The sequence below is a fragment of the Iodobacter sp. genome (assembly GCF_025352645.1).
Lineage (GTDB): Bacteria > Pseudomonadota > Gammaproteobacteria > Burkholderiales > Chitinibacteraceae > Iodobacter.
Genome location: NZ_JANXSO010000164.1, coordinates 36,363 through 47,289 on the forward strand (window position 1 = coordinate 36,363; position 10,927 = coordinate 47,289).

The following is a 10,927-nucleotide window of genomic DNA, read 5'->3' on the forward strand; positions in this document are numbered from 1 at the left end:
CTTGCAGATTTATGCAGTTAAGCACTTGCACTGGCAGTTTTAAGCGGCCATACCGTTGCAGTATGGCCTTCAGGCTTTAAAAGACCACATTGCATGGTCTTTTTTTCATTTTTATAAGCCTGCAGCTTCAAGCTGTTGATAGATTTCTTTTCTGACTGTGGCCAGTCGTTGGCGTGGCATAAGGCTAAATTGTTCGGAGGCGAGCGCATCGGCAAACGTCAGTTTGTTGCTAACCATCAGCTCGATGTCCTTTCCGAAGGTCGAAGGATTACGGCGCTTGATATTGATAATGCCTTTTATCCTGGCTTTGTTCGCCGTATAGAGCTTGAGATCCACAAACTTTTTACCATCGCGTTCTACTTCCCCAAAAAATTCATTTTCCCAGACTACCACTTGGGCCGGTTGGCTGTTCAGCAGCGCAATCAGTCCATTTACAGTGTCATCCATCGCTTGCCCACCCGTTAAAACTGTATGGATGTACACAGTTTTTCCCATGTCTTGTAGCAGCTCAACCACGCCGTTATCGGCCAAATATGCCGCCATGGGAATAAAGGTCGAAGCCCCATTATCGACAACAGCGCAGCCCTCATGTGTAATTAATTTTTCAATCAGTGAATCAAATACACGAGAATCAACTTCTTGGTTTTCATTTAGAACATTAATCCGTTCGGCATTAATTGATTTATATCGGGAAAAAGTATCATTGACGGGATCTGTATCCGCACAAAACAATGCAGAACCTGAATCAGTTAAATATTGCGCCAATAATGAAGCGACCAAAGACTTCCCTACGCCACCTTTGCCCTGCAATATGAAATGAATATTCATTTTGTTATTCCCATTTGTTTTCTGCTGTATTTTTAAACTTAAATGGCTGCTTGCCACTGATTGGTTTTTGCTCTGGTTTCGCTGGCGTTTTTTCGGCGGTGTCTGTGGCCTTGGCCGCATTGTGTTTTTCCTTTTTCGGCTGCTTTTTAATCCTAAAAAGCATCGTCTGGTAAACAGTAAACTTAAGATTAAAACCACGCTTATTCAGGGCCGCCAAAATTTCTAAGTGACTAGCTCCGGCATCAAGCGCCGCATTAATCTCAGGCAAAGCTGCCCGAAGCTGGGCAGCTTTACTTGATGGTTTACGATTGGCTAAATTTAAAAGCTCATCGTCCATAAACATGCTTATAAAGTGTTTTGTTTGTGTTTAGCGTTGTTTAGTTTCTGTTTAGAAACTGTTTAGAGCGTGTTTAGAAAACCCGAGAAACAAGGAAACCGCAAGCCGAAGGCTGAATAACGACGCGCTCACCACGGCCCACCAGCTGAGCGCCAAGCTCGCAAGCGGCATCACGGGACGAAAATGAGGCAATAGGGGACGAAACAAGAGGGGATAGAGCGCGAAGGATTTTTGAGATGAACTTAAACATGGTGCGGCTTCCTTTGTAGTGGGTAAACCCGCCCCCGCTGCAAAACGGGGTGACAGGCAGTAGCAAGGTTTGCAGACCGGACAAAGGTAACCGGCAGGCCGAAGCCTCCCTACTACTGCCCGCCATAGAAGTGGCCGAACCAGTAGAATACGGACGTAAAAAAACCGTCATTGCGACGGTATATCCGCCTTTGTAACCGAGCTGCAAAACTCGTATGTGCTATTGAACACATGAACAAATCATAATTTAAAACGTGATAAATGGTCAAGCTCTTTTCTAGAATTAAACGCTATAAATTTACTTTTTTCATTTGTTCTAATACTATATCTAAAAAACCAATTAAAATAAGCCTCTTTGAATGAAAAAAGCACGTTTTTTTATTAGAACGATTTTAGAAATAATGAATAAAATCATTTGACTATCTGATACGACCATTTTGTATGGGGTGCAAGGGGTCGGAGGTTCGAATCCTCTCATTCCGACCAATAGTATCAAAGACTTAGCCTCGCTTATGCGGGGCTTTTTCTTTGTGGTGTACCGGATTTTGTACGGATGGAGTTTTATTTTTATGTGACAACCACGCATACAAAATATTCTTACTTTCCACATGGGCTCGCTTTCGCCCAGCATCTTGATACCCGTACTGTCGACCAATCATTGCAAGCCGCCCATGTTTTTTTGTGCCGAGATGACGACCTTAAGACGTTTTTTCGTCGGCAGATCGTGCGGGAGTCTGGCACTTTCCAATCTACACTGGCGAGTCGAAGTAAGCTTTCTACAGAGCCTGTTGTTTGGCGTAGTGGCAGATTAAATAGGCACTTGATAGTTAAGCAAAACTGAATGGCCGCATCGCTAAATTTAGCTTGCTATCCCCTTTTTCCTGTTAAGAGTGCATGCCATTGCGCGATTTAAGTGCCGCGTGACAGGCGCTCCAATGTGTGGGATTTGCTCGGTTCAGGTTTGCTCATGCGTTTATTCTTACGCAGCTTAATAGATAAAATCACCCGCCAATCATATAAGCGGGGAGTTTATCGGCCTGAGCAAACTTCCCAAATGCTATTCAATTTTTAGATTTTGGTGACCTTCTTTTTGAGCGCCGATCCTTGTTTCATGGTGGCCAGCTCGTTAACCGCGCGCCAGGCCTGATCGATGGCGGAGTGGGCGTAGGGGCTCCAATCAGAGTCAGAGTTGGCAATGGTGATGTTGCCGATGGGCTGACGAGCTAGCTCAATGCACTTTTCACTCTGCTCTTCATCGTCAAACAGGGTGTTCGTGGTGTAAGAGTAACCGTGGGACCAACGGTTTACCGTGATCGCGAGGATATCCTGCTCATGGTTAAAGCCAGCGGCGCCCAACATTCCCTGTAGTTGTTCACGGATCATTTGCTCGTGCTGCTCAAAAGGCATGCCGAGGAGGGTGGCGCGCCCCATGCGAGATTGCTCGCGTGCCGATAGGCCCGTATTTGGCAGGGTTGGTACATAAACCATGTGCAGGCACATTGGCTGATCAGGGTTTTTTGGATGCTCATAGCCACCGAGGTTCACGGGGTAGTCCAGCTTGACTCGGCTATAAGGGGCCGTAGGTGAATAGATCTCATGCACCCCAAGCTTAACGAAGGCTTGCCAGTTCTTGATGACCACATTGGCGTAAACCAGCGGCGCCTTCACGTTTTGGTGTAGCGCTTTTTTCTGAGGCTCCGGCAGCTCGGGCACAATGTAGGGAATCATCATATTGTAACCGGCCATGATCGACTGCTTGGCCCGCACCCGATAAAGTTTGCCCTCTTTGATGTAGCTGATTTCGACGCCCTTGCTTTTATCGGTGCGATGGATATTTTTTGCCTGCAGCGCTGTGCTACCAAGGCGCAACCGTACTTTGTGCTTAGGCTGGTCGAGTTGGCTGTAGTCAAACTTGGCTAACACCACATCCTGCATAGTGTGGCCGGGGGCCACCTGCGGGATAAGCTTGCGCACCATCAGGCGCGTCAGCCCCGCATTACCATCGGGGAAGTGAAAGATGTAAGGATCGTCTAGCTCTGCTTGTTCATCAGCATCAAGAGGTGTCAGGTTCATGCCGCCAAAGCCAGGCAGGGCACAGAGCCGCGCATCAGAACAAGCAGTGGCATCGATGCCAACCGCTTGAAAGTCGCTGGTGCGCTGCTGGAAGTAAGTGATCGCCCGCTCGCTAAGGCCCACCTTGTCACGCAAAAAGGTGGTGTAGCTATTCTTGGTGATCCAGAGGTCTTTCTCTTTTTGAGTCATGCCGCTTAAGTAATCGGTTTTCTCTTCATGCAGGGCCAGTAAGGCGGCTTTGTCGATATCGTTAAACGGGAAATCGCCGATAAACGCGGCTAGCGATCGGCCGTTGAGGCGATCGCGCGGGATGTCATCGGCCACGCTGTGACCAGGATCGCCGCTGACTATCTTGTTTACGCCAAAGTGTTTCTCATCGAAATAGACGCCGCGACTCAAGCCCAAATCTGGATAGAAGGTCTGCTGGAAGCCCTTAGCCAGCTCGTCGATATTCACTTCAAGCACCTTAAGCAGGCCTAGTGCCACTGGGCTAAAGACCGAGCGCGGGGATTGCAGGGATTCACTGCCGCCGTAGCCCAGTAGCAAGCCATCAGGGGTGGTGAACTCATTACGCTTGGCGTGGCCTCCGAAATCGTCGTGGTTGTCGAGTAGCAGGATTTTTTTATCCGCACCCATTAATTGCTGATAAAAACAGGCTGCTGCTAGGCCACTAATCCCAGCACCTACGATCACCAAGTCATACTCACCTTCGAGCGGGGCGGCCTTGAAGTTGTATTGCTTGCCGCCGAAGGCGATGCTGTGTGCGGGCTCAAAAGAGCCCGGATGGTTGCCGCGTAGGCCAGTGAGGGCGGGTGGATAGCTTAGCGTCTTGTGGGCCAGTGCATTGCCGCCCTGTGCCGCTTGTAGCAGGCTAATGGGGGCGACACCCGCCGCAATCGCTATGGCTACGCCGTTTAGAAAGTCTCTGCGTGTGATGCTCATGGCAGTCCCTGCTATATGAAGAGTTAAATAAGGAGATGGAATAGGCTTGGCTTCGTTATGAAGTGGGCAAGCTAAAGCCATATCTAAGTGGAATGAGATTGATAATAACTTATTAAGCGATATTAGGTGGCCCTCTGGCTTTGAAGCGCGCAGTATAAAAAGCTTCTGGCTAAATCTATTTAGCCAGAAGCTTCTAATCTATATAAGTTAAATAGCCTGTTGCCACTCAAAAATCTGTTGCATACTGAGCAGATGCCTAAGCAGGCTTTTTAAGCCATGCTTAGCGGAAATTCTGATCGCATCCTATCAAGGATAATTAAAGACTTGGCCACCTTAGCTATTGTTAAGTCTGATTATGGCTGTTGTTTAAACTCAGCATAAATATCGTAGGTTGGGTAAAGCCCGCGTATTTATTGAACATTGCTCACAAGTTTCACCCGCCTTATAAATAAAAAAATAGGGCGCTGTTCTAAAAAATGATTTATTTAGGCGTTATTGAGCAATAGACATAATCAGGACTTATTATGCTGATCGTTCTGTGCCTATATATTTTAAGTGTAGTAAAAAATCAGCAATTAATTTTTAATAATAACTAGTGGGGATTACGCAATGGATATCGAAACAAATACATCATCTAATACTCGTTTAAATAATGCAGTGGCGATTACCGTGGTGTTGCTTTCTGTTTTTATGGCAATAAGCAAAGTAAAAGACGACAATATTGTGCAAGCTATGCAGCAGGCAAAGGCCGATTCGATTGATACTTGGTCTGAGTACCAATCTAAAAAACTTAAGCTGCATTTATCTGAATCTGCATTGCATCAGGCTAAGCTGCTACAGGCCACTAATGGCAACGTGGATAATAAAGCACTCTTTGCTGAAGAAATTGTGACGCAGCAAAATGCCATTGTAAAATATGAAAAAGAATCAGCTCAACTACAAGAAAAAGCCAAAGGATTTTCTAAAAGTTATGACGAAATGAACTATCACGACGATCAGTTTGATATGTCGGATGCACTGCTCGCCATTGCATTAGCCGTGGCTGCGGTATCTGCGCTGGTGAGTAATTGGTTGTTGCTTGGGCTAGCCTGGGTTTCTGGTGGCTTTGGTGTGTTATTTGGTTTATCTGGTTTTTTAGGTTGGGCATTTCATCCCGGTTGGCTTGCCGCTTTATTAAGCTAATTAAGATATCGACTTTGTTGGCTTCTATTATAAGTAGAATATATTTATAAAATAACTAGGTAAATTTTTATTTATTCAATTTCGTTTTTATCACACATGCGCTAATCCAGTGTTTACTCGGGATTGCCGATGAAATATTTGGGAATGACGATTTAATCAGGGTTTACCTAGGGTCTGTTGACGTTTCATTCACGGCTGCGTTTGGCCCAGTTTTGGGGCTGAACAAGGCAAAAATTGCGACATGGCACGAGTACCATTAGCGATTTTTAACGCTGAGCAGCCCCAAAAATGGGTCAAACCCGAAGGGCTGGGCCGGAAAATGGCCATTCACTGCGTTATACTCCTCGACAATAACCCGTTATTGCCTTCGTCGCATGCCTTGTGCCTAGCCATTTTTCGGCTCAGCGCAATTGTGAATGAAACGTCAACAGACCCTAGGCTAATAATGGCATTTTAGTTTGCTTGCCTAAAATGCAGGGCAACTTGTGGTTTTCCGCTTGCTCTTGCCCAAACTAGGCATCCAGCCCAGCTTCTTGATACAAATAGCCGTATCTTTTGGCGAGCATATCGCCATTGCTGGCGCTTAGTAGATCGCGCATGCTGGTGATTTTAAATTTGAATGGCCGCTGGGTATTAAGCTGTAGTAGCGCGTCCAGCCGATGGGATGCACCTAGTTCAAATAGCCAGTATTGGCCGCTGCCTGCGGCTTTATTGCTGCCTGCTTGCTCAGCAGAAATCTGGCTACGCTCCACACGTTTAACAGAGCGCACGTCATACACATAGTCGATCACTGAGGTTTTGCCCTTGCTGTGGATGGCAATGGCGCAGTGGGCGATGTCTTGCATGATGGTGTGCGAGGTTTGCTGCTTGTTGATGGTATCAACGGGGATGTGATACCAGCGGGCCGTGCCTTGCCTAAAGCGCTCTAGATAAGCTGGCGTGCGGCCACCACCAGTGGGGGCAACAAACACCAGTTGGCCGTTACGGCGCAGGTAGAGCCCAGCCGGCGCGATGCGCACCGAATCTTGGGCAAGGTATTCATCGGGTGCTTCGATACGGTATTCGATAGCGCTTGGCTTGCCGCCTAAATGTTGCAGTAAAAATGCGGCCAACCAGCCATTGGCCTGCTCTGGCAGGGCGGGAAAAGCACCGATGCCCACCGCTTCGATAGCCTTGTGATAAGGGTTATCTGAGGCGGTATCTTGCTGCGGATGCCAGCCAGGGTAAAGTACGTAAGCACCGATTACAGGGCGGCTTTTTAGGATTGCGCCTTCAGGCGATTGGCTAAGATGAATCAGGGCATCGCGGTAGCGGTGCATTTGGTTTAGCGCATCGTCGGGGGCTAGGTCTGGCGTGTTTGCTTTATCTGCTTGATCAATGCGGTATTTAGCATCAAAAATCCAGATAATTTGCTCGCCATTGGGGAAGGTGGCTTCTAGCAAAATATCTGGCTTTTGCGTGGCATTCCAAGAGTAAATTTGGTTATAGCTACTGCTAGGTTTGCCAAATATCGGCTCATGGGCCAAGCGCAGCAGGATGCCATCGCTACGGCTAAAGCTGAAGGACGCACCTAAGCCATTCTGCAATACTTTTTCTAGATTTTTTTCCTGCAGCAATGCTTTATGACTGGCTTGCTCTTCAAAGCCTAAGGCTAAGAGTTGGCGGCGTAACTCTAGCAGACACCAGATTTCATACAGCTCGGAAACCGGCTTAACGGAGATCGCAGCGTGACGCCCAAACACATCCAGATACAGCTTTAATTGCTGCCAGATACGATACGCCCCAGCGTAGCCCGCACGTTGGTGCAGCACCAGCGATTCGCGCTCCAAGCCAGTAAAATCGCTGACTTCATCAAACAGGGGATGCGCCAAGCGTTGGGCTAGCTGTTTTTGCCATAGGGCCAGCTCAGCAAAAAATGCAGGTGAAATTCGCTCGCGATCAGGCGCTGTATTGTGTGCGGCAGCAGCGCTGGCAAAGTGGGCCAAGCTGCGGCGGCTATATTCTAAAACCATACGAATAAATTGGTTTTCTGGGGTATCCACAGAAAGGCGTTGGCTGCTGCTTTTAAAGCGACGCTGCGTATCCCCTATTGCCAGCGCTTGGGCCACTTTTTCTTCTAAGCGATAGCCCATTCTGCCTCGCAGGCGATCGGCGCGAAGCGTGCGGCAGCTGGTCTGTAGCCGATTATGCGGGGCGTTGCAGATATAGTGGATTTCTTTAAGCAAGGCGTCCCGCAGTGCCGCAAATTGCGCCAGCCATAGCAAAGGGAAGCGTTCATGCGGTTTTCTGGATTGGGCTAGCTCGTGATCGGTCTTTTGCGCTAGGGCAAAGCGCCACAGCGGATAGCTGTGATCAATGGCGGCATTGATTTTTTCTAGATCATCCACCATCACCATTTTAACCGGCAGCACTTCAAACGCCAGCGCCGCTTCTTGCCATTGGCCGTGGCGGCAGTAATGCAGGCCCAAGCGCAGCCAACCTACATCATTGCCAGTATTGAGCGTGCCACGCAGTGCGCTGCCGGTGAAGCGAAATGCATCGCAAACGCTAGTCAGCCGATGGCGAATTTCTGCCGTATCCATCGCTTGGCTAAAGGTAAATTCAAATTCGTAGCTGCGGTTTTCAAAGAAAATAGGCTCGCGCAGCAAAAGCTCGTGTTCTGCAATGCAAGGCAGCGGGGTGCAGCTTTTAAATTTAGAGGGCCGCAGCCGAATCGCCATAGGCAGGGCCGAGGCTTGCCTAGCGGCCAAGGTAGCCGAGAGCTGTTTTTGCGAGGGCGCAATATCGCGGCTCCACACATTAAGCGACCAATCGCTGGTTTCTAGCCTAAGCAGATCAGGCATGGCTAGGGCCAGAAGCAAGTAAAGCGATCGCGTTCAAGGCGTTTACTCATCCAATCTAGTTTTATAAGCGAGCGAAATTTAATCTGCGGCGCAACATCGTTCTCGGTATTAAAGAGATCAGGGCGGGTGGGGAAGGCTTTAAATTGAGCGCTTAGTAAGTGATTTAACTGCGTCAGCAGGTTGCCATTCTCATTGCTGAGCTTGTCTTCATCGCCCTCTAGCCTGGGCAGTAATTTGGCCATTAAAAAATCATCCCACACGGCATACAGCGCGGCTTCATCTTGCGGTGAAAAGCACTTCAGCATCAGCAACAGCTCGTTTAGCGCACGAAATGCCAAGGCAAAAGGGCTGTTTGCCAAGGTGTGATTGATCTGTTTTAAAAACGCGATGCTCTTTTTGCCATCAGGGTCGGCCAGCACCGTGGCCAGCTCAGCAGGGTCGGCGATGCGTGAGGCAAGCGGAAAGCTGAGGGTTACGGCTTGGCGTTTGGGCTTAAAGTATTCATCGAATTCATTTGGGAAAAACTCGCCAAAATCGATGGTAAAGGCGCGATCAATCACCTTGCGAGAAAACCCATGCGTGGTTTCATCCATATTCACCGTACCAGCTACAATCAGGTTGGGCGGTAGCGGCATACCATTTTGCAGAAAATGCGCCCACAGCCCATCCCATGTTGCATCGGTAAATCCTAGGTCAGTGCGTAGCTTGCTGATGACCTGGGGCGCTTCAGATTTCAGCAGGGCGCTTGGCGCAAAAATAGCCTCGCTTGTGTAGCCTTGCTCATCCCATTGCCGCGTTTCTAATACCGATAAATAATCTGCAAAATATTGCTCAACCGGCGCTAAATTCATTTCATCTAAGCAAGCCCAAAATGGGGTGATCTCCTGGGTATCTTTGAGTACGTAGCCCGTATTAGGCTGCACCGCACCCCGCCAGGCCGCCGCCATAAACTGCAAAAACGGCGTAGCCACATAATGCGTGCCGCCAATTCTGGAGACATAGCCCAGCAAATCAGAAGGCTCATGCCAATCTGGCCGCACCGGAATCAGCGCATAGTTATTGATGCTCGCCGGGCAAGAAGCCGCCGCCTGCTCCCGCACAAACCGCGTCTTCCCCGTGCCGGAGATGCCAGCGAGGAGGAGGAAGGGTTTGGGGAGTTTTTGTGATTTTGTGCTTACTAAGTTGCTGAGCGGATTGTTAATGCAGTATTCGCAAATGGCCTTAATCGTTGATTCATAACCAAGAATAAAAGGATCGTGATCTAGTTTTAATTTTTGAAATAACTTTTCCGACTCGTTATCGTCTCTTTTTCTATTAATCTCATCGGTTGACATCTTTTTTTCTGAAATAGCTTTCAGTAAGTCAATCACGACAATCGTTGGAATTAAACGCAAAGTTCCATTGGTATTTTTTGCATTAGGCTCAGAGCGAAGATAGATTAGCTCTTGAGTCGTTTTTTCAATTGTATAAGTGGGTGATCGAGAGCCAATTTTTGTTCCTGGCTTCAAATAAAGGCTTAAATTATTCATAACCTGGTTTTATTGACCCTAGAAAGTTGAGAGGCTTACTATCAATTAAATTATCTTTTGAATTGTACTTGATGAGCGGTATTGAGTATAGCGGTTCAATTTTGCTTACTAGATTCTATTCAGTAAATTATTTTTAGTGCTTTCAGCACGTTAATTTTGGTGCGGGTGCCCCCGCGTGGGCCTCACTTTCTTGAACGGCCAAGAAAGTAAGCAAAGAAGGCCGCCCCACGAAGCACGAAGGCTCCTCGCTGCGGATAATCGGCTCGGCGACAAAGGCTGCTCGCTCGCTGCCTCGCTACCCCTTTGTCGAAACCCCGAGCCGCTTATTCCTCGCTCGGCGTGCTTCAAGGGGATTTTTAAGCCCCGTGCCATGAATAGAGATAAAAGCCAGATCTCTGGGCTTGAAAATATTTTAATCAACAGAATCCATTTTCTCGTAAAACGAGGTAAACCCAATCCGATCAACATAAGTACTTGTAGGGTGGGTACGTTTTTATGCCCACGCTGTACCTCCCGCGTGGGCAAGATAAAGCTCTTTTGCCCACCCTACGAAACCCACCGCTCTTAACAACATAAGCTTGAGTTGATAGAACCGGGAATAAACCATATACGCGTTAACTGAATTTGATTTTGCATTAGCAAACAATGTAAAAACCCAAGAGCAATGATCTCAGTATCGGGCTTAAAAGTCCCCTTGAAGCACGCTGAGCGAGGAATAAGCGGCTCGGGGTTTCGGCAAAGGGGTAGCGAGGCAGCGAGCGAGCAGCCTTTGTCGCCGAGCTGATTATCCGCAGCGAGGGGCCTTCGTGCTTCGTGGGGTGTAAAGGTCAAGGACATAGGTAACACTTTAGTCCACAGACATAGGTGACACTTTTCGCGTTAAAGTTAAGTAATCATTTTTTGCACCTGTTACCTGTCGCTCATCAAACGAACCTAGTCGAATC

General features: G+C 48.0%; 7 protein-coding genes and 1 pseudogene. 1 reads left to right on the forward strand and 7 read right to left on the reverse strand.

Annotated elements, in window-relative coordinates:
• Positions 1–111: 111 nt before the first annotated feature.
• The 5 genes and pseudogenes from Q0R17_RS18275 to Q0R17_RS18295 form a co-directional block, all read right to left on the reverse strand.
• Positions 112–828 (reverse strand): conjugal transfer protein TraL, encoded by a 717-nt coding sequence (locus Q0R17_RS18275; RefSeq protein ID WP_293937694.1) that lies wholly within the window; start codon positions 826–828, stop codon positions 112–114.
• A 4-nt stretch (positions 829–832) separates the two neighbouring features.
• A complete protein-coding gene (locus Q0R17_RS18280; RefSeq protein ID WP_293937696.1) occupies positions 833–1,165 on the reverse strand; it encodes a hypothetical protein in 333 nt (110 codons plus the stop codon).
• Between the two features lie 73 nt (positions 1,166–1,238).
• Positions 1,239–1,415 carry a hypothetical protein gene (locus Q0R17_RS18285; protein ID WP_293937698.1) on the reverse strand — a complete coding sequence of 59 codons (177 nt, stop codon included), beginning with the start codon at positions 1,413–1,415 and terminating at the stop codon, positions 1,239–1,241.
• 594 nt (positions 1,416–2,009) lie between these two features.
• Positions 2,010–2,314: pseudogene (locus Q0R17_RS18290) on the reverse strand (transposase); the annotation flags it as partial.
• A 168-nt stretch (positions 2,315–2,482) separates the two neighbouring features.
• The gene (locus Q0R17_RS18295; protein WP_293937700.1) at positions 2,483–4,429 is read right to left on the reverse strand and encodes an FAD/NAD(P)-binding protein; all 1,947 of its coding nucleotides are present in this window, start codon (positions 4,427–4,429) and stop codon (positions 2,483–2,485) included.
• A gap of 609 nt (positions 4,430–5,038) precedes the next feature.
• Here Q0R17_RS18295 and Q0R17_RS18300 point away from each other — a divergent pair.
• Positions 5,039–5,611 carry a DUF4337 domain-containing protein gene (locus Q0R17_RS18300; RefSeq protein WP_293937702.1) on the forward strand — a complete coding sequence of 191 codons (573 nt, stop codon included), beginning with the start codon at positions 5,039–5,041 and terminating at the stop codon, positions 5,609–5,611.
• 512 nt (positions 5,612–6,123) lie between these two features.
• On the opposite strand, the gene Q0R17_RS18305 is transcribed toward Q0R17_RS18300, so the two are convergent.
• Complete coding sequence (locus Q0R17_RS18305; protein WP_293937703.1) at positions 6,124–8,454, reverse strand: DUF2357 domain-containing protein; 2,331 nt, start codon at positions 8,452–8,454, stop codon at positions 6,124–6,126.
• Positions 8,455–8,456: 2 nt separating this feature from the next.
• Positions 8,457–9,848, reverse strand: coding sequence for an McrB family protein (locus tag Q0R17_RS18310; RefSeq protein WP_293937704.1), 1,392 nt, complete (start codon positions 9,846–9,848; stop codon positions 8,457–8,459).
• Positions 9,849–10,927 lie beyond the last annotated feature (1,079 nt).

Excerpts from the sequence above, each read along its gene's own strand:
- Q0R17_RS18305 (WP_293937703.1), bottom strand. The coding sequence starts at position 8,454 with ATGCCTGATCTGCTTAGGCTAGAAACCAGCGATTGGTCGCTTAATGTG.
- Q0R17_RS18300 (WP_293937702.1), top strand. The coding sequence starts at position 5,039 with ATGGATATCGAAACAAATACATCATCTAATACTCGTTTAAATAATGCA.
- Q0R17_RS18285 (WP_293937698.1), bottom strand. The coding sequence starts at position 1,415 with ATGTTTAAGTTCATCTCAAAAATCCTTCGCGCTCTATCCCCTCTTGTT.
- Q0R17_RS18275 (WP_293937694.1), bottom strand. The coding sequence starts at position 828 with ATGAATATTCATTTCATATTGCAGGGCAAAGGTGGCGTAGGGAAGTCT.
- Q0R17_RS18295 (WP_293937700.1), bottom strand. The coding sequence starts at position 4,429 with ATGAGCATCACACGCAGAGACTTTCTAAACGGCGTAGCCATAGCGATT.
- Q0R17_RS18280 (WP_293937696.1), bottom strand. The coding sequence starts at position 1,165 with ATGGACGATGAGCTTTTAAATTTAGCCAATCGTAAACCATCAAGTAAA.